Here is a 21,843-nt window from a genome sequence, read left to right as displayed (position 1 = left end):
CTCAGTCTCCGTCCGTGGTGTTGAACCCGGCACCGATGCCAAGCGCACCCCCGATCTCGTTCTGGGCGGCTTCGATGACGGCGTGGATCAACTGTTGCAGGATTTCCAGCTTCAGCCACCCCTCGGGCGTTGCGGCATCGGCAAAGTCGGGATCGTCCATGCGGTCGGCAAAGCGCCTTGCCTTTTCCATCGCCTGAAAGGTGCGCGGGATGTCGGGTTTCAGCGACAGCGCATCCGCCTCGATCGCCGCGAGCGAGAGGCGCAGGTTGCGCAGGCTGCGCTGCGACAGCCTCGCCTCGGCCCGCTCGGGGCGGGGATGGTCGAAAGATCCCATGGGCCGCCCAAGCCGCATGTCGGCATTGAAGGCCAGCCCGGTCATGATCTGGGTATAGATGGCCTGCGTCGCTTCCTCGCGCGTCAGGAAACGGTGATTCCCCGGCGCGCCTGCGGTCAGCATCAGCCCGGCGAAGCGATACCATTCTTCAAGGATCGCCCCGGACATGCGTTGCAGGTCCGTGGCGGCGGCGCCGATCACCTCGCAGCCGCGGGCCGAGGAATAGGCCGGGTCGTAAAGCAGGCGCTCCAGCGCAAACAAACCGCGCGCGGCGACGGATTGGCGTTCGAACCCGTCCAGCGGCGCGGTCCCTTGGGTCAACTCGTCCAGCACGCGCTTGCCCGTGCCGCGCGTATCGGGCCAGAAGGCGATGGCAAGGCCGCGTCCATCATCCTCGACCGGGCCGATGCGGATATGGGCGACGGCGATCCACGCATCGAACGTGTCGTTGAAAAGCGGGATCAGCACCTCGCGTGCGCAGGTGTCGGCAGCAGTATCGGCAAGTTCGGCGGCGGTGGCGGCAAAGCGTTGGTAGCCCGGCCCGATCCGCGCGTTCACGACCGTCGCGGTATCGGCGAATGCTGGGGCCGCCATCAGGACGAGCGCAAGAAGGGTCTTCATCAAAGGCTCTCCAGAAAGGCCAGAAGCGCGGCCCTGTCTTCGGCATCCAGGCTTGCCGCCGCATCGCGGGACGCGCGCCCTTCGCCATCATGCCACAGGATCGCTTCCCACAACGAGCGGGCGCGCCCGTCATGCAGATAAGACGCGGTTCCGGTGACAGTTTCGGTCATCCCGATCCCCCAAAGCGGTGGCGTGCGCCATTCGCGCCCCGTCGCGCGGGCTTCGGGGCGGTTGTCGGCCAACCCGTCGCCCATGTCGTGCAGCAAAAGGTCGGTATAGGGCCAGATCAACTGGAAGCTCTGTTCCGGGCGGCCGTCCAGCCGGTGGGTGACGAATTTGGAGATGTGGCAGGCGGGGCAGCCAGCCTCGTGGAACATCCGCTTGCCCAGCAGCACCTGCGCATTCCCGGCGCGGGGGCGTTCCGGCACGCCAAGGTTGCGGGCATAGAAAGCCACGAGGTCGAGGCTTTGCGCGTCCACCTCCAGCCCGTCGCGGATGCCGTCCTCTTGTCCGTCGGGGGCGGCGCGGCAGGCGGGCTGGGCGGGCATGCACTCGCCCCACGGCGCGGGGAACAGCACGGTGGACAGGCCCATGTCGCCCGCGAAGGCGCTGGCCGATTGCTGCCGGATGGTCGGCTGGCCAGCCTTCAGCCCAAAGCGGCCCAGCATGATCCCATGTTCCACCGACCCGACGATGTTCGCCCGGCCCGAGATGCCGTCGCCATCCGCATCATCCTCGTCCGCATGGGCAAGGATGTCGGCGGCGGGGATCGCCTCCAGCAGGCCCAGACCGATCATCTGCGGCGCAACGCGAGGGGACAGCATCACGTCCGGCGCCATCGAGCCGTAGCCGGGGTTCGCGATGGAATAGCTGGGCTTTCGCAGGCTGGCCGCGGACCCGTCGCCCAGTGTCACCGGAATCTCGGTCCATTCGGTGTCCATCCGGCCTTCCGCGGCATGGCCGGGCAGGGCGAGATCCTGAAGCTGTTCGCCATAGGCCGGGTCGGGGCTGGTGGCGATGTAATCCTCGATTTCCTCCGGCGCGCTGCCGCCGGGGATCGACAGCCGCAGAAAGATCGAGATGCGATCGTCCTGCGGCCCTTCGGGCGGATGGCCGCGCCCGTCCTTGACATGACAGCTTTGGCAGGCGCGCGCGTTATAGAGCGGGCCCAGCCCGTCCGACGCCAGCGTGGACGAGGGCGAACCGACCCAAAGCTTGCGAAACAGCGCGTTGCCCAGTTTGAAGTCCGTCTCGGACGCGAAGGGCATATTGCCGGACGGGTCGGAAAAGGCGTCGGACGTCGTTCTGCGGCGCACGGTGGCGGCCCCGGCGGGCAGGTGTTCGAAGGGTTCAGCCTTGGTGAAATCACGGGGCGGGGCAAGGATGGCCGCGATCCGCTTTGCTTCGGGTGCCGTGCCGGGAATGGCGGGCAGATGCGCGTCGTTTGGCGTCCAAGCCGCAAGCGGCTGCGCAAAGAACAGGAACACAGGCAATAGGCGCAACATGGACAAACCTCTTGGTTGTCGGTGTCGCGCCTTTGCTCGCCTTATTCAACGAAATTCTTGCCGCCCGTGTCGACGGCAAGAGGTCATTCCGCCTCGGAAGCAGGCTTCGCGTTCAGCAGGCCGTAGTTCTGCTCGCCGATATCGTTCAGCAGCGACAGCTGGGTTTCAAGGTAGTCGAGGTGGCCTTCCTCGTCCTTCAGCAGTTCCTCGAACAGGTTCTTGGACACGTAATCCTTGACGCTTTCGCAGTGATCGCGCGCTTCGGTATAGAGCTTGATCGCGTCTTCCTCGGCGGCCTTGTCAGCCTCCAGCGTCTCGCGCAGGGTCTGGCCGATGCGCAGCGGGTCAAGGCGCTGAAGGTTCGGATGACCTTCAAGGAAGATGATGCGCTTGATGAAATTGTCGGCGTGGTTCATCTCCTCGATGCTTTCCGCGCGCGACTTGTCGGCAATCTTGCCGTAGCCCCAATCCTCTTGCAGGCGATAGTGCAGCCAGTATTGGCTGACGGCCGTCAGCTCGGACCTAAGTCCGGCGTTGAGATATTCGATGACCTTCGGATCGCCCTTCATTGCCTTTGTCCTTGGCTGTAACGCGGCGCAGGCCGCGCAGATTGCTTGGGACTTCAAAGCTGTCGCATCTGCGCATGGTGTCAAGCAGCAAGGGCATGCAGCCGCCGCAATCGGCGCGTTTTCCCAGCGCGCGGTAAACCTTGCCGGGCGTGATGATGGTGGCAGGGTCCGAATGTCGCATCCAGTCCACGGCGGACCGGATGTCGTTGTCGGTGATGTTCATGCAGTGGCAGACGATCATGATTTCACTGGAAGACGGCGTTGGGGTTATCACGGCTGTCGGAGCCTTCGAAGGCGATGGCGTCGAGCGTCAGGGCCGTGACCGCGCGTTCGATGGATGCGGTTTGCGACACCAGCCCGTCGATGGCGGCGGTGATCAGCGCCTCGCCCTCGGCATTGTCGGCGGCAAGCATCTGGTCATAAGCCATGCCGCCCTCCGCCGCATCGCGAAGCGCGGTCATCGCGTCCATCGTGCGATCGAGCCGCAGCTTCAATTCGGTGTCGACCTCGGGCGCCTTTGCTGCGACCAGTTCCGACAGGGATGGGCCGGAAACTTCGGTCCCGTCCACGCGGGTATAGCGGCCCAGATAGACGTTCCGGATGCCCAGACCGTCATGGTAATGGCTGTTATGGGTGTTGTCGGAGAAGCAGTCGTGCTCCTCCTGGGGGTCGTTCAGCATCAGGCACAGCTTCATCCGCTCGCCCGCCTGTTCGCCATAGGACAGGCTGCCCATCCCGGTCAGCATCGCGCGCAGCCCGGCATCGGGGTTCTGCGTCACGGCCGTCCGCGCTGCGCCGCCGGTGGTCCAGTTCGCCGCCATCTCCTCCAGATCCGACACCAGAAGGGTGCTGGCGGCCTTCAGATACTGGCCGCGGCGGTCGCAGTTGCCGTTGGTGCAGCCATCGGTGGCGTAGTCGGTCCAGGGACGCTCTCCCGCGCCGGGTTCAAGGCCGTGCAGGTCCTGACCCCAAAGCAGAAACTCGATGGCGTGATAGCCGGAGGCGACGTTCGATTCGATCCCGTCCGCCTCGTGCAGCGTATCGGCGATCAGGGCCGGGGTGATCGCGCTTGCATCCACATCCGCCCCCGACAGCGTGAAGGCGGGATGCGCGATGACGTTCAGCGTGGCGAAGTCGTTATCCTCGGCCCCGCCATAGCCCGCATCGACGTAATCGATCAGCCCCTCGTCCAGCGGCCATGCGTTCACGCGGCCCTCCCAATCGTCCACGATCGGGTTGCCGAACCGAAACACCTCGGTCTGCTGATAGGGAACGCGCGCGGCCAGCCATGCGGCGCGCGCGGCATCCAGCGTATCCTGCGACGGGCTTGCCAGCAGCGCGTCGATGGCACCGTCCAGCGCATGCGCGGTGGTTAGGCTGTCGGCATAGCCCGCCTCGGCGATGTCGGCATAGGTGTCCACGACCTCGGCGCTCGTCACGGCGAAGGCCGGGATGGCCGTCATTGCGAAGGATGCGGCAAGAAAAGCGCGGAGGGGATGATGCGTCATGATCGCTCGCTGGGCTGGGGATGCCGGGCTGGGATTGCGGCCGCGCCGGGTGCCGGCGCGACCGGGCGGGGAGCCTTATTTCGTCAGGATCAGCTTGCCCGCGCGGGTGATCCGCAGGCTATAGACCTGACCATGCAGCACGATGCGCGCCTGCGTTCCGCCGTCGGTCAGGCGGGTGGCGTCATGCACCGGAATGCCGGTTTCGATGAGGTTCAGGGGATCGGTCATCGCGTTCATGCTGCACGCTCCATGCGGTCGATAAGTGCTGTGAAACCCGTGGTTCCGTGGGCAAGGCCCGCCAGCGCCTGACGAAGGATCTCGGTCAGGCAGGGTTCCGGGGTGATGGGTGTTCTTTCGGGCGTCATCGGTTTTCTCCGGGTCCGGCTGCCCGAAAGGGCTGGCTTGGATGAAGGAAAATTGACTGAAAAAGTCGGAGTTGTAAAGACTGATTTTTTTGGTCGGAAATAGGGTCGCAAGCGGAAGCTTGCCGCCGTCATGGAACGGTCGCATCCTGCGGCCCATATCGATGTCGGTTCAACCAGTGGAGTGAGGACGATGAAGGACGCGAAAAACATCCTGGACAGCCTGATTCAGAACTTCGGACAGGGCCGTTCGCAAGGGGGCGGTCTGGGCGGCGGCCTTGGCGGTGGTCTGGGCGGCATGGCCGAACAGGCCAAGGGCGCATGGGATCGTCAGTCGGGCATGACCAAGGGCGCGATTGCCGGCGGCGGTCTGCTTGCGCTGCTGCTGGGCGGCAAGAACAGCGTCCGGATGGCTGGCGGCGCGATGAAGATGGGCGGGCTGGCCGTGGTCGGCAGCCTTGCCTACAAGGCGTATCAGGATTGGCAGGCGGGCCAGAAGGCGCAGGTCGGTGCCGAGCCCGCAGCGACCCCGCTTCCTGCGCCCGAGGGCACGCCCTTCAACCCGACTGACCCCGAGGCGGCCGATGATCTGGCGACGCGGCTGGTGCAGACGATGGTTGCCGCTGCCAAGGCTGACGGCCACGTCACCCCGGACGAGCTTCAGCGCATCGAATCGCAACTGGGCGAGTTGGGGCTGGGTGCCGAGGCCGAGCGTCTGATCCAGGCGGAACTGAACGCGCCGCTGGATGTGGGCCGCATCGCCGAACTGGCCCGCACCCCCGAGGAGGCGGCAGAGATCTATACGATGTCGCTGCTGGTGGTGGACGAGGAAAACCCGGCCGAGAAGGGCTATCTTGCGATGCTAGCGGCACGGCTGAACCTCGATCCGGGTCTGGTCGAACATCTGCACGCCAAGGTGGCGTCGATCGCCTAGGGCCCCGAGCCGGCGGTGGCGGCGGTCAGCAGATCCGCCGCCGCACGCAGCGCGGTCCCCGCGCGCTGGGCGTCCGACAGGCTGAGCCGAAAGGCCGGGGCCGACAGCGCCAGCGCCGCATGTGCCCGCCCGTCATGCCCGAAGATCGGCGCGGCGACGCTGCGCATCCCCTCCATGCTTTCCTGATCGTCCAGCGCGTGGCCCCGTTCGCGGATGCCGGACAATTCGCGATCCAGCGCCGCCGCGGCGGTGATCGTCAGCGAAGTGTGCCGCACCAGCGCCCCAGGCTCCACCGCGCCCCAAGCCAGCAAAGCCTTGCCCGAGGCCGAGGCATGCAGCGGCGCGCGGCTGCCGGGCGGGAAATTGGCGCGAAGCTGGCGCGGGCCCTCGGCTTCGGCCAGATGCAGCACCTCGCCGCCCGAGGCGATGGCCAGCGACACGGTTTCCGACAATTCATCGCGCAGGCGGGCCATCGGGGCGGCGGCCCGCGCCACCAGCGAATCGCGCCGCAGGAAGGCGTTGCCAAGTCGGAACGCCCCTGCGCCGATGCGGAACCGCATGTCTTCGGATTCGACCATGCCCTCCGCCTCCAGCGTGGTCAGCGCGCGAAAGGTCGATGCAAGCGGCTGGCCGCCAAGCTCTGCCGCCTCGGACACGGTTAGCCCGTCATGCGCCGCCAGCAGCCGAAGCAGCCGGATGGCGCGTTCGACGGCGACGACGGTGGATGGGTCATCCGTGGTTCGCGGGCGGCCACGGGGACGGACGGGGATCGTGCTCATGCCGCTCTCCTTTTCGTGATCAAGCGGGCGCGGCGCGATTCCTGTCCAGCGATTCTGCGCGGGCGGATGACGCATCGGCACATTATCGCCTTATTGTGTGCATTGAAGCGGCGCTGCCATTCTGCTTTGTCGATGCAAAGGTCAGGAGGCAGGCATATGCGGGTGTTCCTCAACGGATTCGGGCGGATCGGGCGGTCGGTGCTGCGGGCATGGGCGCGGGGGACGTGGCCGGTCCAGATCGCCGGCATCAACGACATCGCGGCGCCCGACATGTGCGCCTATCTGTTCCAATACGACAGCGTGTTCGGGCCGTGGCAGGGAACGGTGGAATTGCGGGACGGCGCGCTGGTCGTGGACGGGCGGGCGATCCCGTTGCATCGGGCGGCGGACCTGTCGGCGCTGGACCTGTCGGGCGTGGACGTGGTGATGGAATGCACGGGCCGGGCCGATGGGCGCGACGTGGCGGAACGCGGGCTGCGGGCGGGGGCGGGGCGGGTTCTGATCTCTGGCCCGTCGAAGGCGTCGGATGTGACGGTCGTATTGGGCGCGAACGAGGATGCGGTCACGGATCAGCGGATCATCTCCAACGCGTCCTGCACGACGAATGCGCTGGCGCCGCTGGTGCGGCTGCTGGACCGAGAATGGGGGGTCGTGACGGGGTCGATGACCACGATCCACTGCTATACCGGCAGCCAGCCGACCGTGGATGCCCCCGCCGCCGATTTCGCGCGCAGTCGGGCGGCGGCGCTGTCGATGGTGCCGACGACGACCTCGGCCCAGCGGCTGCTGGATCAGGTCCTGCCGGATCTGGCGGGGCGGGTGCAGGGATCGGCGGTGCGGGTGCCGGTGGCCAGCGTCTCGGCCGTGGATCTGGCGGTGATGCTGGACCGGGTGCCGACGGCGGATGCGGTGAACGAGGCATTCAAGGCCGGCGGCGTGATCGGCTGGACCGATCGCCCGCTGGTCAGTTCCGACCTGCGGGCGCGCCCCGAAAGCATCGTCATGGCCACCCCCGAGACGCGGATCACCGCGCAGGGGATGGTCCGCGTCTTTGGCTGGTATGACAACGAATGGGGCTTTTCCAACCGGATGCTGGATGTCGCCTCAATGATCGGCGAGCGCCGCGGCGCGTGATGCCTCGGCGGCGGTGCCGCGCGCACCGTTGAAGAAGGCGTTCAGCCCGACCGCCGCGATCGTCGCCAGCAGGATGCCGCTCTCGATCAGCGGGTGCAGCCCATGCGGCATCCACATCTTGAAGTCCGGCGCGACCAGCGGGATCATCCCGAAGCCGAGCGAGACAGCGACGATGAACAGGTTGTTGCGGTTGGTCGCGAAATCCACGTTCGACAGGATGCGGATGCCGGTGGCGGCGACCATGCCGAACATCACGATCCCCGCGCCGCCCAGAACGGCAGTCGGCAGCGATTCCACCAGCGCACCCATCTTCGGCACCAGCCCCAAGACGATCAGGATGATCCCGCCCGCCACGCAGACGAAGCGGCTGCGAACACCCGTCACGCCCACAAGGCCCACGTTCTGGCTGAAGGACGTATAGGGGAACGTGTTGAAGATGCCGCCGATCAGCGTGCCCAGACCATCCGTCCGCAGACCCGCCGACAGGACGGGCTGGGTGATCTTGCGTTCGGTCAACTCGCCCAAAGCCAGAAACATCCCGGTGGATTCGATCATAACGACGATCATCACCAGCACCATCGTCACGATCATCACCGGATCGAAGATCGGCATGCCGAAGTGGAACGGGGTGATCAGCGCGAACCAATCCGCCTCGGCCACCTTGGAGAAGGCCATCTTGCCCGCGATCGTCGCCAGCACACCGCCGATCACGATGCCCAGAAGGACCGAGATATTGGCGATGAACCCCCGCCCGAACCGCGCGATCAGCAGGATCGACGCCAGCACGACGGCTGAAATCACGATGTTCCCCGCATCGGCATAGGCCGGGTTCTGGATCGTGGGCGCAAGGCGCAGCCCTTCGGGTGCCGCCACCGTTGTCAGCCATTCGGCATGGGCGGGATCGACGATGCGCGGGGCGGTGGGGCCGACGGGGTTGCCGAAGATCCAGTTGATCCCGATCCGCATCAGCGTCACGCCGATCACGAGGATGATCGTGCCCGTCACCACCGGCGGAAAGAACCGCAGCATCCGGCTGACCAGCGGCGCGATCGCCATGGAAATGATCCCGGCGGCGATGATCGCGCCGAAGATCATCCGCGCCCCCTCGGTTCCAGGATAGGCGCTGCCGATGGCGACCATCGGCCCGACCGAGGCGAAGGTCACGCCCATCATCACCGGCAGGCGCACGCCGAACCACTGGGTCATCCCCAGCGACTGGATCAGCGTGACGATGCCGCAGGCGAACAGATCGGCGGAAATCAGAAAGGCGACGTCGGCGGGCGACAGGTTCAGCGCCCGCCCGACGATCAGGGGAACGGCGACCGCCCCCGCATACATCACAAGAACATGTTGCAGCCCAAGCGTGAACAGCCGGGGCGGCGGCAGAAATTCATCTACCGGATGGGTCATCTTCTCTCTCCTGTTGGGTCGGTGCCGCTTCTGTGGCGGTCATCCGATGGTGTAGGGGTCCTTGAACCAGTGCTCCTGAAGGTTGGGGGTCGGGCCGATCCTGTCGATTACGGCGAACAGGCCGGGGGCGTGAAGCGGGGTCAGAACGCCGTGCCAGACGCCCCGATGGATGTTGATGCCCTGATGCGGGGCGGTCAGAAACGCGCGGGGCGTATCTGGCTGGTCGTCGCCGGTTGCGACGATGACCAGAAACGGATGTTCGGTCATCGGGATGAACGCCTGCGAGCCTTCGGGGTGGCGTTCCACCAGATCGAGGCGGTAGGGCAGGCTGCGCGGCTCGGCCCGAAAGATCGAGATGCCCGCCCGCGCATCGCCGAAATCAAGCCGCGCGCGGTCGTGGAAGCGGCCGCACAGACCCTGATTGATGATCTTGTCCGCGGTGCCCGCGGCCTCCAGCACGTCGCCGAAAGGCGCGAAGGCTTCGGCGGTCAGGGGCTCCGGGCGGATCATTTCAGCCTCAGCGAAGGGTGGCGGTTCACGTCCTTGTAGAGCAGATAGCGGAACGGCCCCGGCCCGGCAGCATAGCACGCCTGCGGGCAATAGGCGCGCAGCCACATGAAATCGCCTGCCTCGACCTCGACCCAATCCTTGTTCAGTTTGTAGACGGCCTTGCCTTGCAACACGTAAAGGCCGTGTTCCATCACATGTGTCTCCTCGAACGGGATGACGCCGCCGGGCTGGAAGGTGACGATGGTGACGTGCATGTCGTGGCGCAGGTCGGTCGGATCGACGAAACGGGTGGTGGCCCAGGCGCCGTTCGTGTCGGGCATCGGGCTGGGGGCGATGTCCTGCTCGTTCAGGATCAGCGGCTCGGGTTTTGCCATTCCGCCGGATTCCCAGATCTTGCGCACCCAGTGGAAGCGGGCATGGTCCGCGCCGTGGTTCCACAGCGTCCATGCCGACCCGGCGGGGATATAGGCATAGCTTCCGGCGCGCAGATCGTGGCGCTGGCCGTCGATGGTCAGGGTGGGCGTGCCTTCGGTCACGAACAACACGCCCTGCGCCTCAGCCTCGGGTTCGGGGGTGTCCGACCCGCCGCCTGGGGCGACCTCCATTACATATTGGCTGAAGGTTTCGCTGAACCCCGTCATCGGGCGGGCGATCAGCCACAGGCGCGTTCCGTCCCATCCCGGCAGGAAGCTGGTGACGATGTCGGAAAACACGCCGCGCGGAATGAAGGCATAGGCGTCGGTGAAGACGGCGCGGCCTGTCATCAGTTGCGTCTGCGGCGGCAGCCCGCCTTCGGGCGCGTAATAGGTCATGGCAGCAGGTCCTTCAGGCGAAGTTCGGCGATGCGTTCCACCTGCTTGCAGGCGGCTGCGAATTCGGTGTCGCGGTCATTGGCGATGCGGGTGGTGAAGGCGTGCAGGATGGTCATCTTGGTGTTGTCCCGCACGGCGATGATGAAGGGAAAGCCGTGCCGCGCGACGTAGTCGGCGTTCAGGCGCTGGAACGTCTCGCGCTCCTCGTCCGTCAGCGCGTCGAGGCCGACGCTGGCCTGTTCGGCGGAACTGTCGGCGGTCAGGCGTTTCGCCTGTGCCAGCTTGCCCGCCAGATCCGGGTGGGCGTTCAGCACGGCCAGTCGTTCGTCGGCGCTGGCGCTGCGGAAGGCGCGGCAAAGGGCGGAATGAATGCCCACGGCGCTGTCATGGGCGGGGCCAAGCTCCATCTCCCACGCGCGTTCGGCGATCCAGGGGGAATGTTCGAAGATGCCGCCGAATTTCGCGACGAAGCTGTCGCGGTCCATCTGGCTGGGCCGTTCGCGCCGGATGGGCGGGTGGTTCGCCGCCCAATGCGCCGCGATCTGGCCGCGCGTTGCGAACCACGCGCCGCGGTGCTGCGCGTAATCGAGGAAGCGGATCAGCCCCGCCGCCTTGCCCGGACGCCCGATCAGCCGGCAATGCAACCCGATCGAGAACATGCGCCCGCCCTCGGCGGTCAGCGTGTCGAAACTGTCCTTCAGGTATTGGAAGAACTGCTCTCCGGTGATGTAGCCGGGGGCGGTGGCGAACCGCATGTCGTTCGCCTCCAGCGTATAGGGGATGACAAGCTGGCCGTTGTCGAGCCAGTAGGGCAGGTCGTCGTCATAGGTGTCGGAGATCCAGTCGAAGCCCTGCTCGGACGTCAGGCGCACCGTGTTGGCCGAACAGCGGCCCGTATACCAGCCGCGCGGCGGCTCGCCCACCACCTCGGCATGCAGGCGGATGGCTTCGGCGATCTGGCGGCGCTCCTCCTCCTCGGGCATGGCGCGGTGTTCGACCCATTTCAGGCCGTGGGACGCGATCTCCCACCCGGCATCCTTCATCGCGGCCACCTGTTCGGGGCTGCGGGCCAGCGCGGTCGCGACCCCGTAGATCGTCACCGGCAGGTCGCGTTCGGTAAAGATGCGGTGCAGCCGCCAGAACCCGGCGCGCGCCCCGTATTCATAGATGGATTCCATGTTCCAGTGCCGCTCTCCCGGCCACTGGGCTGCGCCCGCGATGTCGGACAGGAACGCTTCGGACGCGGCATCGCCGTGCAGGATGCTGTTCTCGCCACCCTCTTCGTAATTCAGCACAAGGCTGACCGCGACGCGCGCATCGCCCGGCCAGCGCACCTGCGGCGGGGTGGCACCATATCCGGTCATGTTGCGGGGGTAGCGGTTCATCGGCGGTCTCCTTTCGTTTCAGATTATGCGGGATCGGCGAAGTTGTTTTTCAAGAAAACGGCGAAACTGCTTTACGGCAAGCCCGCACTCGCATCCGATGCTTCTTGCGGCGATGATGGCGAAAACGGAGGCATCGATGGGACGACTGACAACGCATGTGCTGGATACCGCGCTGGGCAAACCAGCGGCCGGTATCAGGATCGAATTGTATCGTGTTTCGGGCAACAGCCATCGCAAGATCGGCGAAGCGGTGACGAATGCCGATGGCCGCACCGATGCGCCGATGCTGTCGCCGCTGAAGGAAGGGCATTACGAGCTGATCTTCTTTGCCGGCGATTACCTGCGGACCAGCGGACAGGCGGCGGGCGAGGTGCTGTTCCTTGATCAGATCCCCATCCGCTTCGGTATCGCGGATGCCGAGGGGCACTACCATGTGCCGCTGCTGATCTCGCCCTTCGCCTACAGTACCTATCGCGGCAGCTGAGCCCAGCGGTCCTTGTCGCGGTGGAACGTCGCCTCGGCGGTGGTGCGGAATTTCGCGTCATCCCCCGCCGAGATGGCGCGGATATGCACCTCGGCCCGGCTGCAATCCAGCACGTTGAAGCTGTTTTCCTGATGGCGCAGGCGGGTTGACAGGCCCGTCCCGGCCTGCACGAACAACAGCCCCGGAGCATTGGTGAACGGCCCCACATGCGTCGTATGGATATGCCCGCACAGGACCACATCCGCACCGCAGTCCGACAGCGCCTTCAGCGCACGGCCCGCGCCGCGCATCAGGCGTTTGTCGGTGCCCTCCAGATGTTCCAGCGGGTGATGCAGGGCGACGACGCGCACGCGGTCGCCCGCACCCTCGAATTCGCGGCAGACACGGGCCAGCGTCTTGCTGCGGAACCGGCCCGACTGATGCGCCCAGCGGTTGACGGTATTGACGCCCACGACCTTCAGCCGTTCGTCCGACCAGGTGGGTTCAAGGTTCCGGTCGATGTATTTGCGGTATCGATGCCAGGGCCAGACCATCCGCACGAACAGATTGTCCAGGGGCGTGTCGTGATTGCCGGGCACCGACAGGGTCGGCGCCTCGATCCGTTTCACGAAGGCGGCGGCTTCCTGATATTGCCAGACGCGCGCGCGCTGCGTGAAATCGCCCGAGATCACGACGAGGTCCGGCTTCAGCGCGTTGGTTTCCGCCAGAAGCGGCTCCAGCAGGGCGGGGGAGGTGCGGCCGAAATGCAGGTCCGACAGGTGGACGATGCGTTTCATGGCGTCTCCACGCGGTCGGCCTCTGACGGGACGATGATGGACAGCGCGTCTTTCAGAATCTGGAACCGGATCGGCGTCTCCATCCGAGATTTTTCCCCGTCATAGGCGACCAGAAGCGAAGGTTTCGCGGTCTCCACCGTGAAATCCTCGGCATGGAGGATGTCGACATCGCGCCCCTCCTTCACCGATCGGGTGACCAGATGCCATGTCGTGCGCAGAAGCGCCCCTCGCCCGTCGGCATGCGAGACGAACATCACCAGATCGTCGTCGCTGATCTGTTCGGACCCCGGCAGGCCGAACCGTTCAAGCTGATAGGCAGAGCGGGCGACGAAGATCAGCGGGGTGGTCATCGCGCGGTCGTCCAACCGGATGGTCAGCGGCTTGCGGTATTTCATGAAGGTCTTCAGCACCGACCAATGCGCCGCGATCCGCCGCCGCCCGTATTTCTTGTAGACGGATTCGCGCTGCTTCAGGATCGCGGGATAGATGCCGAGGCTGGCATTGTTCAGGAAGACCTTGCCGTTCACCGTCCCGACCGAGATGCGGTGCGGATGCCCGTTCAGGATCGCCCGTGCCGCGGGCGCCGGTTCCTGCGGCAGTTGCAGGCCCCGCGCGAAATAGTTGAAGGTGCCCAGCGGCAGCACGGCCATATGGGCATCCGTGTTCACCATCGCATTGGCCACGCCCATCACCGTGCCATCCCCCCCGGCGGCGGCGATGGTGGTGAACCCGTCCGCAATCGCGCGGTCCACGGTTTCGGACAGGTCGTGGCCTTCCTGCCAGCGGCGCAGGGTCGCCGTGCCGAACACCTCCATCGCGCGGTCGATGGCCTGCGCGTCATGGCTGTTGCGGCCCGAATTTGGATTGGCGACGACGCAGATCGTGGCGGGGTCGATGGGCATGGGGGAAACTCCTTGGGGCCGGGGGCAACGCCAGTCGCCGCCTTCGGGTTTCGCCATAGAGTGCGAATGTTACGAAAGAACCTGCATCGCCGCCGCCATGTCCGCGCGGCAGCGGGCGGTGATGAAATCGACGAACAGCCGCAGCTTGGGATCGCGCAGGCGGCGGTGCTGGAACAGGCAGGAAAGCTGCGTCGGCAAAGGCGGCGTCGCAACCGCCACCGGGATCAGCGCGCCCGATTGCAGATGTTCGGCCACCTCGAAGATCGGCTTCATGACGATGCCGCGCCCGTCCAGCGCCCAGCCGGTCAGAACGTCGCCGTCATCGGATTCGAACGGGCCGGTGATTTCGAACCGGCGGGGGCCGTCGGGGGTCTGGAGCGTCCACTGAAACTCCTTCGCGCCCGGAAAGCGCAGGTTGAGACAGTCGTGATGCGCGTCCACCAGCGCCGCACCATCCGCCGGATTGCCCCGCCGCGCGATATAGGCTGGGGCCGCGCACAGCACGCGCGGGCAGTCGGCGACCAACTTCACCTTCAGCGTGCTGTCTTCAAGGATGCCAAGGTGGAAGGCCAGATCCAGCCCTTCGGCGGTCACGTCCACGTTGCGGTCCGATAGGCGCAGGCGCAGGTCGATCTGCGGATACAGATCCTTGAACGCCGGGATATGCGGCGCGATGAACCGCCGCCCGATGCCCAATGGGGCCGCCAGATGGATCGTCCCGCGCGGGTTCTGCGTCACGTCCACGACCGCCGCCTCGGCCTCGTCGATCGCCTCCAGCACCTTGCGCGCGCCGTCATAGAAGATGCGGCCGTTCTCGGTCGGTTGCAGGGTGCGGGTGGTGCGGTTGAACAGCCGCACGCTCAGATGCTTCTCCAGTTCCGAGATTCGGGCCGATGCCACGGCGGGCGATGTGCGCTGGTCGCGGGCTGCCGCGCTCATGCTGCCCAATTCATAGACACGGACGAACATCCGTATGTTGTTCACATAAGCCAATCGGGATTTTCCAGCGCGATTTGAAAGTGCTTGGGCATTTGCAGAATTAACAGAAAGGTGACGGGCGGTATAGCCTATGGCAAGCGAAGCAGGAGCCAGCCATGTACGACATGACCGTGATCTGGGAATGGGTGGAGATCGCCGCCCGCTGGACGCATGTGATCACCGCCATCGCGTGGATCGGATCGTCTTTCTATTTCATCGCGCTGGACCTTGGATTGCGCAAGGCGCCCGACCTGCCCGTGGGCGCGCATGGCGAGGAATGGCAGGTCCATGGTGGCGGCTTCTATCACATCCGCAAATATCTGGTCGCCCCTGCCGCGATGCCGGAACATCTGACCTGGTTCAAATGGGAAAGCTATGCGACGTGGCTGTCGGGCTTCACGATGCTGGTGCTGGTCTATTATCTGGGCTCGGAATTCTATCTGATCGATCCGGCTGTGATGGACCTGGCGCCGTGGCAGGCGATCGGGATTTCGCTGGGATCGCTGGCCTTCGGCTGGCTGGCCTATGACACGATCTGCAAATCGCGGTTCGGGGACGACAATACGCGGCTGATGCTGCTGCTTTACGTGATCCTTGTCGCGATGAGCTGGGGATATACGCAGGTCTTCTCGGGTCGCGCCGCCTTGCTGCATCTGGGGGCGTTCACGGCGACGATCATGTCGGCCAACGTGTTCCTGATCATCATGCCGAACCAGCGGATCGTGGTGGCGGACCTGAAGGCGGGCCGCGCGCCCGATCCGAAATACGGCAAGATCGCCAAGCAGCGGTCCACCCACAACAACTACCTGACGCTGCCGGTGCTGTTCCTGATGCTGTCTAACCACTATCCGCTGGTGTTCGCGACGGAATACAACTGGATCATCGCGTCGCTGGTCTTTCTGATGGGCGTGACGATCCGGCACTACTTCAATACCAAACATGCGCGGAAGGGGAACCCGAACTGGACATGGGCCGCGACGGTCATCCTGTTCATCATCGTGGCATGGCTGTCATCCGTGCCGATGATGCGGCAGGAGGCGGCGCTGACCCCTGCCGCCCAGCGTTTCGCGGATGCGGCGGGTTTCGATCAGGTGACGCAGATCGTGCAGGGCCGCTGTTCGATGTGTCACGCGGCCGAGCCGGGGTGGGAGGGGCTGATGTGGGCGCCCAAGGGCGTGCATCTGGAAACGCCGGACCAGATCGCGCACGAGGCGCGGCGCATCTATCTGCAATCGGGCGTGACCCATGCCATGCCGCCCGCGAACCTGTCCTTCATGGAGGAGCAGGAGCGGGCGGCGATCGTCGCGTGGTATCGGTCGGTCAGCGGCTGAGGCAGCCGGTCAGCGTATCGGCCAGCCCGTGCATCAGGTTTGCGTAAAGCTCGGGCCCTGCGTCCAGCGCCGATCCTTCGGGGTCCAGCGCATCGCCGACCGTGACGCCCGTATCGCCCGCCATCTGCGTCACCAGCTTGGGGTCGTGCTGCACCTCGGGGAACAGGCAGACCGCACCGCCCGCTGCCTTGGTGATTTCCGACAGCCGCGCAGCCGAGGGCGATGAGGCATCGCCCAGCGACACCGCACCCGCTACCGTCAGGCCGTAATGCTCGGCAAAGTAGCCATAAGCGTCGTGAAAGACGATGAAGGGCTTGTCCTTGATCGGGGCAAGCTGCGCTGTGATTTCGGCATCCAAGGCTGCGATGCTTTCCTTGCCTGCGGCAGCATTGGCGGCATAGGTCGGGGCGTTGTCCGGGTCCAGTTTCGACAGTTCCACCGCGATGGCGTCCAGCCAGACCGAAGCGTTATGCGGGTCCAGCCACGCATGGGGATCGTGGCCGTCATGGCTGTGGCCGTGATGTTCGTGGTCATGGTCATGGTCATGGTCATGGCCGTGGTCGTGATCCTCGGCATAGTCGCGCAGGGTGACACCGTCTGCCTTCAGCAGTCCAAGCCGCGCGCCGTCGCCGCCGATGCCGTCCAGCGTCCCGGCCAGCCACGGTGTCATCTCCGGCCCGACCCAGACGACCAGATCGGCATTGGCCAGACCCCGCGCCTGCGACGGGCGAAGCTGGAAGTTATGCGCGTCCGAGCCCGGCGGCAGCAGCACTTCGGGCGTCTTTCCCATGACGGTCGCCACCAAAGACTGCACGGGGGGAATATCGGTCACCACCGACACATCCGCAAAGGCGGGGAAGGCGGCGGTGGCAAGCAGCAGCGATATGGTATAACGCATGGGAACCCTTTCGTATCGGTGCGGCAGGGCGTATATGTGATAATATCACAAGTCAAGGGCCGCCCATGGAACCGCTCGCTTTCCACCATCACGACCATTCGCATTGCGAAGGCGATGTCATGCACCGGGCAGAGGCATTGGCGAAGGAGCAGCGTCTGCGCCTGACCCCCGTGCGCAAGCGCGTGCTGGAGATTCTGCTGGAGGCGCACAAGGCGATGGGCGCTTATGACGTGCTGCAACGGCTGGCGGCCGAGGGGTTCGGCAACCAGCCCCCCGTCGCTTATCGCGCGCTTGAATTTCTGGTCGAACACGGGCTGGCCCACCGCATCCGCCGCCTGAACGCCTTTACCGCCTGCATGCATCCGGGCGAGGCGCATTCGCCCGCCTTCCTGATCTGCCGCCAGTGCGATTCCGTGGCCGAGGCCGATGCGGCGGGTGTCCGCGCCGCACTTGGCGCATCGGCGGAAGCACTGGGTTTCACCATCGAACGCAGCAATATCGAGGCGCTGGGCCTTTGCCCGGCGTGCAAGACCGAATGAGCCTTCTGTCCGCCGAACATGTCACCGTCCGCCTTGGCGGGGCCGACGTGCTTTCCGATGTCAGCATCGCGCTGAATGCCGGAGAGATCGTGACCATCGTTGGCCCGAACGGATCGGGCAAGTCGACCTTGCTGCGGACATTGCTGGGAATCTTGCCCGTGTCGTCGGGGCGGGTGACGCGGAACGCCCGCATCGGATACGTGCCGCAGAAGCTGGCGCTGGAGCGGACCTTGCCGCTGTCCGTGCGCCGGTTCCTGTCGCTGCCGATCCGCCATTCGCGGGCCGAGGCCGATGCCGCGCTGGCCCGCGTCGGCGTGCCCGACATCGCGGATCGCCAGCTTGCCGATCTGTCGGGTGGGCAGTTGCAACGCGCGATGCTGGCACGGGCGCTGCTTGCGAAACCGCAGGCGATCCTGCTGGACGAGCCGACCCAGGGGCTCGACCAACCCGGCGAGGCGGCTTTCTATCGTCTGCTGGAGGAAGTTCGGCGCGACACTGGCGCGGCGGTGCTGATGGTCAGCCACGATCTGCATGTGGTGATGTCGGCCTCCGACCGCGTGATTTGCCTGAACGGGCATGTCTGCTGCGAAGGAACCCCGCGCGTCGTGTCGAACGCGCCGGAATATCGCGCGCTGTTCGGCCTTGGCACCCAAGGGGCGCTGGCGCTTTATCAGCACGATCACGACCATACCCACGATTGCGGACATGACCATGCTTGACGATTTTCTGATGCGGGCAGGTCTGGCGGGAGTCGGATTGTCGCTGGCGACCGGGCCTTTGGGGGCGTTCGTCGTCTGGCGGCGCATGGCCTATTTCGGCGATGCGACGGCCCATGCGGCGATCCTTGGTGTGGCGCTGGCGTTGGCGATGGACCTGCCGGTGGGCTTCGGCACGCTGGCGGTGGCGCTGGTGATGGCGGTGACGGTGTCCACGCTGTCGGGGCGGGGCTGGGCCATCGACACGGTGCTGGGGGTGCTGGCGCATTCGGCGCTGGCGCTGGGCCTTGTTGCGGTCAGCTTTCTGCAAGGGGTGCGGGTGGATCTGCAAAGCTGGCTGTTCGGCGACATTCTGGCGGTCTCGCGCGCGGATCTGGCGTTCATCTGGGGCGGGGGCGCTTTGGTCGCCGTGCTGATCGTCTGGCGGTGGGATCGGCTGCTGGTCGCCACGGTGAACGAGGATCTGGCCCATGCCTCCGGCATCGACCCGAACCGCGAGCGGATGGTTCTGACGCTGGCGCTGGCGGTCGTGGTGGCAGTGTCGATCAAAGTGGTCGGGGCGCTTCTGATCGCGGCGATGCTGATCGTGCCCGCCGCTGCGGCGCGGGCATTGGCGCGCGGGCCGGAGGCGATGGCGCTGCTGGCATCCGCCATCGGCGCGGCGGCGGCGCTGGCGGGGCTGTGGCTGTCACTGTCCTTCGACACGCCCGCGGGGCCGTCCATCGTGGCGGCGGCGGCGGCGGGATTCGTCATTGCCGGGGTCGTGGGCCGACTTCGCGCGTGATGTCGCTTTTCGTGCGTTTCATGTCGGGGCGACCGGCCCCGACCGCGCGCAGGATCGGGCAAGAATGGGGAAGCCAATAGCCCGGAGTCCCCGATGAAAACCCATGTCAAAGCCCTTGTCGTCGGCGGCGGTGCCGTCGGAGCGGGCGTCGCCTATCACCTTGCCAAAGCGGGCTGGGACACGATGCTGGTCGAACGCGACGAGCTGACCAGCGGATCGACATGGCATGCCGCCGGTCTGCTGCCGCTGTTCAACATGAGCTATGCGACGACCCACATCCACAAATACTCGGTCGATTTCTATAAATCGCTGGAGTCGGAGACGGGCCTGAACGCCGGTTTCGCGGTGGTGGGCAACCTGCGGATGGCGCAGACCGACGCGCGGATGGACGAATACATGCTGTATTCCTCGGTGGCGGAAACGGCGGATGTGTATCACGAATTCCTGACGCCTGCGCAGATCAAGGAGCGCTGGCCGCTTCTGCGCACCGACGATCTGAAGGGTGCGCTGTTCCACCCGCAGGACGGTTACATCAACCCCGCCGACGTGACGCAGGCCATGGCCAAGGGCGCGCGGCAACGGGGCGTGCATATCGAGCGCAAGGTGCAGGTGGACGGCTATAAGTGGACGGGCAGCGAATGGATCGTGTCCTGTTCGCGGATGGTGGAAAAGGGCGGCTATCTGGTCCCCTCGGACGAAAAGTTCGAGATCCGGGCCGAACATGTCGTGACCTGCACCGGCAACCACGCCCAGCGCACGGCGCGTCTGCTGGGCATCAAGATCCCCGCGATTCCGGTGGAACACCAGTTCATCGTGACCGAGCCGGACAAGGCGCTGCTGGACTGGAGAGCCGCCGGCAATCCCGAACACCCCGTCCTGCGCGACGCCGACGCCAAATGGTATGTGCGCGAGGAACGCGGCGGCTGGATTCTCGGCCCCTATGAGAAGGGCGCGCCCGCGCGGTTCGAATTCGAGGTGCCGGACAGCTTCCGCGCCGATCTGTTCCCGCTGGATCTGGAGCGGATCGAGGAGGAATACACCTCGATGCTGCACCGGATTCCGTCGTCGGAAACGGTGGGGCTGAAGGACGATTTCAACGGCCCGATCTGCTATACCCCCGACGGCAACCCGCTGGTCGGCCCCGCGCCGGGGCTGCGCAACATGTGGCTGTGCGAAGGGTTCTCGTTCGGCATCACGGCGGCGGGCGGCACGGGCTACTACCTCGCGCAGATGATGGTGGAGGGGGAGGCCGAGATCGACATGGCCAGCCTCGACCCCAAACGCTACGGCTCTTGGATGACGACCGAATATGCGGCGCGCAAGAACGAGGAATGCTACGACCACGTCTTCATCCTTCACCACCCGGACGAGGAACGCGAGGCTTGCCGCCCGCTGCGCACCGCACCCGCCTATGACCGCCAGATCGCGCTTGGCGCGCAGATGGGGCAGGTGAACGGGTGGGAGCGTCCGAACTACTATGCCCCCGAAGGGTTCAACGACCATGACTCGCGGTCCTTCCGCCGCGGCGCGTGGTGGAAATATGCGGAATCCGAGGCGCGGGCGCTGCGCGAGACGGCGGGGCTGATCGACGCTTCGGCCTTCACCAAGCATCTGGTGCGGGGCAAGGGGGCGACGGCGTTCCTTGATCACTTCACCTGCAACAAGCTGCCGAAGGTGGGGCGCATCAACCTGACCTATGCGCTGACGCCGCAGGGGACGGTGCGGACGGAATACACCATCGTGCGTTTGGCCGAGGACGAATACTACATCATCTCGGCCGGGGCATGGACGGCCTATGACGCCGATTACCTGCGCAAATCGGCCGAAGGGCACGAGGTCGAGATCCATGACGTGACGACCCAGTGGGGCGTCTATGCCCTGGCCGGACCGAAGTCGCGCGACATCCTGCGCGAGTTGATCAAGGATGCCGACCCGGCGACGGCGCTGTCGAACAAACGCTTCCCGTGGCTTTCGGCCAAACGGATCGAACTGGGCATGTGCCCCGTCAACGCCATCCGCGTCGCCTATACCGGCGAGCTGGGCTACGAGCTGCACTATCCGATCGAGTTCGGGCGTTACCTCTGGGACAAGTTGATGGTCGCAGGTGCGCATCACGGGTTGAAGCTTGTCGGCGCGCGGGCGCAGAACTGGCTGCGGCAGGAAAAATCCTATCGCGCTTTTGGGTCCGATCTGGGGCGCGATGCCACGCCGCTGGAAGGGGGCCTCGACCGTTTCGTCGATCTGTCCAAGGAGTTCGAGGGTAAGCAGGCGATGCTGGATACCGGCATCCGCAGCAAATGCGTGACGCTGCTGATCGACGGGCCGGCGGATGCCGATCCGTGGGGAAAAGAGGCGCTGGTGCTGGATGGCGTGAAGGTCGGGCGTCTGACCTCGGGCGGGTATTCGGTGGCCTTCGGCAAGCAGATCGGGATGGGTTACGTCCGTCCCGACCTTGCGGAAGTCGGGACGAAGCTGAAGGTGCGGATGTTCCGCGAACTGTATGATGCGGTCGTCACCGAGGATTCGCCCTTCGATCCCCAGAACGCCCGCATCCGCATCGACGGTTAGCGCA

24 protein-coding genes are annotated in these 21,843 nt (G+C 65.6%); 8 read left to right on the top strand and 16 right to left on the bottom strand.

Going from position 1 to position 21,843, the window contains the following annotated elements:
- Window position 1 precedes the first annotated feature (1 nt).
- From E2K76_RS01490 to E2K76_RS20955, 7 genes are all read right to left on the bottom strand, one after another.
- Window positions 2-955, bottom strand: a complete 954-nt coding sequence (locus E2K76_RS01490; protein ID WP_136682494.1) for an imelysin family protein — start codon at window positions 953-955, stop codon at window positions 2-4.
- A complete protein-coding gene (locus E2K76_RS01485; RefSeq protein ID WP_136682493.1) occupies window positions 955-2,460 on the bottom strand; it encodes a di-heme oxidoreductase family protein in 1,506 nt (501 codons plus the stop codon). Before E2K76_RS01485 ends, E2K76_RS01490 begins: the two co-directional genes overlap by 1 nt.
- 83 nt (window positions 2,461-2,543) lie before the next feature.
- Window positions 2,544-3,029 carry a bacterioferritin gene (gene bfr / locus E2K76_RS01480; RefSeq protein ID WP_136682492.1) on the bottom strand — a complete coding sequence of 162 codons (486 nt, stop codon included), beginning with the start codon at window positions 3,027-3,029 and terminating at the stop codon, window positions 2,544-2,546.
- Complete coding sequence (locus tag E2K76_RS01475; protein ID WP_136682491.1) at window positions 2,983-3,270, bottom strand: (2Fe-2S)-binding protein; 288 nt, start codon at window positions 3,268-3,270, stop codon at window positions 2,983-2,985. The genes bfr and E2K76_RS01475 overlap by 47 nt, the downstream gene beginning before the upstream one ends.
- A 4-nt stretch (window positions 3,271-3,274) precedes the next feature.
- On the bottom strand, window positions 3,275-4,537 hold the full coding sequence (locus E2K76_RS01470) for an imelysin family protein (RefSeq protein WP_136682490.1): 1,263 nt from the start codon (window positions 4,535-4,537) through the stop codon (window positions 3,275-3,277).
- Window positions 4,538-4,612: 75 nt separating this feature from the next.
- Window positions 4,613-4,774 carry a hemin uptake protein HemP gene (gene hemP, locus E2K76_RS01465; protein ID WP_136682489.1) on the bottom strand — a complete coding sequence of 54 codons (162 nt, stop codon included), beginning with the start codon at window positions 4,772-4,774 and terminating at the stop codon, window positions 4,613-4,615.
- Entirely contained in the window at window positions 4,771-4,902 is a 132-nt protein-coding gene (locus E2K76_RS20955; protein WP_281280678.1) for a hypothetical protein, read from the bottom strand. The genes hemP and E2K76_RS20955 overlap by 4 nt, the downstream gene beginning before the upstream one ends.
- Before the next feature lie 190 nt (window positions 4,903-5,092).
- Here E2K76_RS20955 and E2K76_RS01460 point away from each other — a divergent pair, with 190 nt between their 5' ends.
- Window positions 5,093-5,833 carry a tellurite resistance TerB family protein gene (locus E2K76_RS01460; RefSeq protein WP_169053170.1) on the top strand — a complete coding sequence of 247 codons (741 nt, stop codon included), beginning with the start codon at window positions 5,093-5,095 and terminating at the stop codon, window positions 5,831-5,833.
- Here E2K76_RS01460 and E2K76_RS01455 read toward each other — a convergent pair.
- Window positions 5,830-6,612, bottom strand: coding sequence for an IclR family transcriptional regulator (locus E2K76_RS01455; protein ID WP_136682487.1), 783 nt, complete (start codon window positions 6,610-6,612; stop codon window positions 5,830-5,832). The genes E2K76_RS01460 and E2K76_RS01455 overlap by 4 nt on opposite strands.
- 156 nt (window positions 6,613-6,768) lie before the next feature.
- Between E2K76_RS01455 and E2K76_RS01450 the strand changes: the two genes are divergently transcribed.
- Window positions 6,769-7,746: a type I glyceraldehyde-3-phosphate dehydrogenase gene (locus E2K76_RS01450; protein WP_136682486.1), complete on the top strand. Its 978-nt coding sequence runs from the start codon at window positions 6,769-6,771 to the stop codon at window positions 7,744-7,746.
- Here E2K76_RS01450 and E2K76_RS01445 read toward each other — a convergent pair.
- The 4 genes from E2K76_RS01445 to puuE are packed head-to-tail and all read right to left on the bottom strand — an operon-like array spanning window position 7,717 to window position 11,863.
- On the bottom strand, window positions 7,717-9,156 hold the full coding sequence (locus E2K76_RS01445) for a nucleobase:cation symporter-2 family protein (RefSeq protein WP_136682485.1): 1,440 nt from the start codon (window positions 9,154-9,156) through the stop codon (window positions 7,717-7,719). The two genes, E2K76_RS01450 and E2K76_RS01445, sit on opposite strands and share 30 nt — an antisense overlap.
- Before the next feature lie 39 nt (window positions 9,157-9,195).
- Entirely contained in the window at window positions 9,196-9,666 is a 471-nt protein-coding gene (locus E2K76_RS01440; RefSeq protein ID WP_136682484.1) for an ureidoglycolate lyase, read from the bottom strand.
- Window positions 9,663-10,478 carry a bifunctional allantoicase/(S)-ureidoglycine aminohydrolase gene (locus tag E2K76_RS01435; protein WP_136682483.1) on the bottom strand — a complete coding sequence of 272 codons (816 nt, stop codon included), beginning with the start codon at window positions 10,476-10,478 and terminating at the stop codon, window positions 9,663-9,665. The genes E2K76_RS01440 and E2K76_RS01435 overlap by 4 nt, the downstream gene beginning before the upstream one ends.
- Window positions 10,475-11,863, bottom strand: a complete 1,389-nt coding sequence (gene puuE, locus E2K76_RS01430; protein ID WP_136682482.1) for an allantoinase PuuE — start codon at window positions 11,861-11,863, stop codon at window positions 10,475-10,477. The genes E2K76_RS01435 and puuE overlap by 4 nt, the downstream gene beginning before the upstream one ends.
- Before the next feature lie 136 nt (window positions 11,864-11,999).
- On the opposite strand from puuE, the gene uraH reads away from it, so the two are divergent.
- Window positions 12,000-12,347, top strand: a complete 348-nt coding sequence (gene uraH / locus E2K76_RS01425) for a hydroxyisourate hydrolase (RefSeq protein ID WP_136682481.1) — start codon at window positions 12,000-12,002, stop codon at window positions 12,345-12,347.
- On the opposite strand, the gene E2K76_RS01420 is transcribed toward uraH, so the two are convergent.
- The 3 genes from E2K76_RS01420 to E2K76_RS01410 all read right to left on the bottom strand — a co-directional run bounded on the left by E2K76_RS01420 (window position 12,332) and on the right by E2K76_RS01410 (window position 15,018).
- Entirely contained in the window at window positions 12,332-13,123 is a 792-nt protein-coding gene (locus E2K76_RS01420) for a metallophosphoesterase family protein (protein WP_136682480.1), read from the bottom strand. The two genes, uraH and E2K76_RS01420, sit on opposite strands and share 16 nt — an antisense overlap.
- Window positions 13,120-14,025 carry a diacylglycerol/lipid kinase family protein gene (locus E2K76_RS01415; protein ID WP_136682479.1) on the bottom strand — a complete coding sequence of 302 codons (906 nt, stop codon included), beginning with the start codon at window positions 14,023-14,025 and terminating at the stop codon, window positions 13,120-13,122. Before E2K76_RS01415 ends, E2K76_RS01420 begins: the two co-directional genes overlap by 4 nt.
- A 69-nt stretch (window positions 14,026-14,094) precedes the next feature.
- Window positions 14,095-15,018: a LysR family transcriptional regulator gene (locus E2K76_RS01410; RefSeq protein WP_136682478.1), complete on the bottom strand. Its 924-nt coding sequence runs from the start codon at window positions 15,016-15,018 to the stop codon at window positions 14,095-14,097.
- 101 nt (window positions 15,019-15,119) lie between these two features.
- On the opposite strand from E2K76_RS01410, the gene E2K76_RS01405 reads away from it, so the two are divergent.
- On the top strand, window positions 15,120-16,334 hold the full coding sequence (locus tag E2K76_RS01405; RefSeq protein ID WP_136682477.1) for a urate hydroxylase PuuD: 1,215 nt from the start codon (window positions 15,120-15,122) through the stop codon (window positions 16,332-16,334).
- Here E2K76_RS01405 and E2K76_RS01400 read toward each other — a convergent pair.
- Window positions 16,324-17,232 (bottom strand): zinc ABC transporter substrate-binding protein, encoded by a 909-nt coding sequence (locus tag E2K76_RS01400; protein WP_136682476.1) that lies wholly within the window; start codon window positions 17,230-17,232, stop codon window positions 16,324-16,326. The genes E2K76_RS01405 and E2K76_RS01400 overlap by 11 nt on opposite strands.
- 65 nt (window positions 17,233-17,297) lie before the next feature.
- Between E2K76_RS01400 and E2K76_RS01395 the strand changes: the two genes are divergently transcribed.
- From E2K76_RS01395 to E2K76_RS01380, 4 genes are all read left to right on the top strand, one after another.
- On the top strand, window positions 17,298-17,771 hold the full coding sequence (locus E2K76_RS01395; protein ID WP_136682475.1) for a Fur family transcriptional regulator: 474 nt from the start codon (window positions 17,298-17,300) through the stop codon (window positions 17,769-17,771).
- On the top strand, window positions 17,768-18,490 hold the full coding sequence (locus tag E2K76_RS01390; protein ID WP_136682474.1) for a metal ABC transporter ATP-binding protein: 723 nt from the start codon (window positions 17,768-17,770) through the stop codon (window positions 18,488-18,490). The genes E2K76_RS01395 and E2K76_RS01390 overlap by 4 nt, the downstream gene beginning before the upstream one ends.
- Complete coding sequence (locus E2K76_RS01385) at window positions 18,483-19,271, top strand: iron chelate uptake ABC transporter family permease subunit (RefSeq protein ID WP_136682623.1); 789 nt, start codon at window positions 18,483-18,485, stop codon at window positions 19,269-19,271. Before E2K76_RS01390 ends, E2K76_RS01385 begins: the two co-directional genes overlap by 8 nt.
- Before the next feature lie 93 nt (window positions 19,272-19,364).
- Complete coding sequence (locus tag E2K76_RS01380; protein ID WP_136682473.1) at window positions 19,365-21,839, top strand: GcvT family protein; 2,475 nt, start codon at window positions 19,365-19,367, stop codon at window positions 21,837-21,839.
- Window positions 21,840-21,843 lie beyond the last annotated feature (4 nt).

The organism is Falsirhodobacter xinxiangensis, from assembly GCF_004959935.1.
Classification (GTDB): domain Bacteria; phylum Pseudomonadota; class Alphaproteobacteria; order Rhodobacterales; family Rhodobacteraceae; genus Falsirhodobacter; species Falsirhodobacter xinxiangensis.
The sequence above is the reverse complement of the archived record's forward strand: the minus strand, read 5'-3'. Positions and strand labels throughout refer to the sequence as shown.

What these genes read in the sequence shown, in the direction of transcription:
- E2K76_RS01490 (WP_136682494.1), bottom strand. Translation starts at nt 955, where the DNA reads ATGAAGACCCTTCTTGCGCTCGTCCTGATGGCGGCCCCAGCATTCGCC.
- E2K76_RS01485 (WP_136682493.1), bottom strand. Translation starts at nt 2,460, where the DNA reads ATGTTGCGCCTATTGCCTGTGTTCCTGTTCTTTGCGCAGCCGCTTGCG.
- bfr (WP_136682492.1), bottom strand. Translation starts at nt 3,029, where the DNA reads ATGAAGGGCGATCCGAAGGTCATCGAATATCTCAACGCCGGACTTAGG.
- E2K76_RS01475 (WP_136682491.1), bottom strand. Translation starts at nt 3,270, where the DNA reads ATGATCGTCTGCCACTGCATGAACATCACCGACAACGACATCCGGTCC.
- E2K76_RS01470 (WP_136682490.1), bottom strand. Translation starts at nt 4,537, where the DNA reads ATGACGCATCATCCCCTCCGCGCTTTTCTTGCCGCATCCTTCGCAATG.
- hemP (WP_136682489.1), bottom strand. Translation starts at nt 4,774, where the DNA reads ATGAACGCGATGACCGATCCCCTGAACCTCATCGAAACCGGCATTCCG.
- E2K76_RS20955 (WP_281280678.1), bottom strand. Translation starts at nt 4,902, where the DNA reads ATGACGCCCGAAAGAACACCCATCACCCCGGAACCCTGCCTGACCGAG.
- E2K76_RS01460 (WP_169053170.1), top strand. Translation starts at nt 5,093, where the DNA reads ATGAAGGACGCGAAAAACATCCTGGACAGCCTGATTCAGAACTTCGGA.
- E2K76_RS01455 (WP_136682487.1), bottom strand. Translation starts at nt 6,612, where the DNA reads ATGAGCACGATCCCCGTCCGTCCCCGTGGCCGCCCGCGAACCACGGAT.
- E2K76_RS01450 (WP_136682486.1), top strand. Translation starts at nt 6,769, where the DNA reads ATGCGGGTGTTCCTCAACGGATTCGGGCGGATCGGGCGGTCGGTGCTG.
- E2K76_RS01445 (WP_136682485.1), bottom strand. Translation starts at nt 9,156, where the DNA reads ATGACCCATCCGGTAGATGAATTTCTGCCGCCGCCCCGGCTGTTCACG.
- E2K76_RS01440 (WP_136682484.1), bottom strand. Translation starts at nt 9,666, where the DNA reads ATGATCCGCCCGGAGCCCCTGACCGCCGAAGCCTTCGCGCCTTTCGGC.
- E2K76_RS01435 (WP_136682483.1), bottom strand. Translation starts at nt 10,478, where the DNA reads ATGACCTATTACGCGCCCGAAGGCGGGCTGCCGCCGCAGACGCAACTG.
- puuE (WP_136682482.1), bottom strand. Translation starts at nt 11,863, where the DNA reads ATGAACCGCTACCCCCGCAACATGACCGGATATGGTGCCACCCCGCCG.
- uraH (WP_136682481.1), top strand. Translation starts at nt 12,000, where the DNA reads ATGGGACGACTGACAACGCATGTGCTGGATACCGCGCTGGGCAAACCA.
- E2K76_RS01420 (WP_136682480.1), bottom strand. Translation starts at nt 13,123, where the DNA reads ATGAAACGCATCGTCCACCTGTCGGACCTGCATTTCGGCCGCACCTCC.
- E2K76_RS01415 (WP_136682479.1), bottom strand. Translation starts at nt 14,025, where the DNA reads ATGCCCATCGACCCCGCCACGATCTGCGTCGTCGCCAATCCAAATTCG.
- E2K76_RS01405 (WP_136682477.1), top strand. Translation starts at nt 15,120, where the DNA reads ATGTACGACATGACCGTGATCTGGGAATGGGTGGAGATCGCCGCCCGC.
- E2K76_RS01400 (WP_136682476.1), bottom strand. Translation starts at nt 17,232, where the DNA reads ATGCGTTATACCATATCGCTGCTGCTTGCCACCGCCGCCTTCCCCGCC.
- E2K76_RS01395 (WP_136682475.1), top strand. Translation starts at nt 17,298, where the DNA reads ATGGAACCGCTCGCTTTCCACCATCACGACCATTCGCATTGCGAAGGC.
- E2K76_RS01390 (WP_136682474.1), top strand. Translation starts at nt 17,768, where the DNA reads ATGAGCCTTCTGTCCGCCGAACATGTCACCGTCCGCCTTGGCGGGGCC.
- E2K76_RS01385 (WP_136682623.1), top strand. Translation starts at nt 18,483, where the DNA reads ATGCTTGACGATTTTCTGATGCGGGCAGGTCTGGCGGGAGTCGGATTG.
- E2K76_RS01380 (WP_136682473.1), top strand. Translation starts at nt 19,365, where the DNA reads ATGAAAACCCATGTCAAAGCCCTTGTCGTCGGCGGCGGTGCCGTCGGA.